The organism is Nodosilinea sp. P-1105 (assembly GCF_012911975.1).
Lineage (GTDB): Bacteria > Cyanobacteriota > Cyanobacteriia > Phormidesmidales > Phormidesmidaceae > Nodosilinea.
The window spans coordinates 1-655 of sequence record NZ_SMDQ01000186.1 but is presented as its reverse complement, the minus strand read 5'-3'; the positions used below and the strand labels follow the sequence as shown (position 1 = coordinate 655).

At 48.4% G+C, this 655-nt stretch carries 1 protein-coding gene and 1 pseudogene; both read right to left on the bottom strand.

Going from position 1 to position 655, the window contains the following annotated elements; genetic code table 11:
• Positions 1-21 precede the first annotated feature (21 nt).
• Positions 22-297, bottom strand: coding sequence for a P-II family nitrogen regulator (locus tag E1H13_RS26695; protein WP_169617984.1), 276 nt, complete (start codon positions 295-297; stop codon positions 22-24).
• A gap of 4 nt (positions 298-301) precedes the next feature.
• Positions 302-577, bottom strand: a pseudogene (locus tag E1H13_RS26690) (sodium-dependent bicarbonate transport family permease); the annotation flags it as partial.
• Between the last annotated feature and the right edge of the window lie 78 nt (positions 578-655).

The window sequence follows — 655 nt, the reverse complement described above, 5'->3', positions numbered from 1 at the left end:
AATCCTGGCCCTGCGCTGCGCCTATCTCAGCGGTCGTCTCGATTTATTTTCTCCGCTTAAAGGATGACGCACTCCCTTTTCGACCACGGTTTTGAGCTGCTCTGGCAGGCAGAAGGCAATGATATAAACGTTATCGAGCATGGTCATATCTAAATCTTCACTGCCATCCCGTAGCCCTTCGCCTTCTACATTACGCAGGACCGCATGGCCATGGACCCCTGATTTTTTCAATCCATCCAGAATTTTCGGCAGTTCAAAGGAATTGGCAATGATCTCAATTTTTTTGACCGGGTGCATGGGCTTAGCTCCACAACAGATTAATGCCGTACAGATAAAGTGGGATTCCTACAATAATGTTGAAGGGGAAGGTTACGGCCAAAGCAGTGGATACATACAGACTTGGATTCGCCTCCGGCACCGTCAAACGCATCGCTGCAGGCACTGCGATGTAAGACGCACTGGCACAGAGCACCGCAAACAGCAAGGCATCACCTTGGGACATGTTAATAAACCTGGCAATCAGCAACCCAATGCCAGCGTTCAGGATTGGAATTAGTATGGCAAAGGATGTTAAAAACCTTAGCGGGTGACAAGGGGACTCAAAGCTTCAGGGGACAATGCTTTGAGAGAATAGGAAGGACAAAAAATAGGGAGT

What these genes read in the sequence shown, in the direction of transcription:
- E1H13_RS26695 (WP_169617984.1), bottom strand. Translation starts at nt 297, where the DNA reads ATGCACCCGGTCAAAAAAATTGAGATCATTGCCAATTCCTTTGAACTG.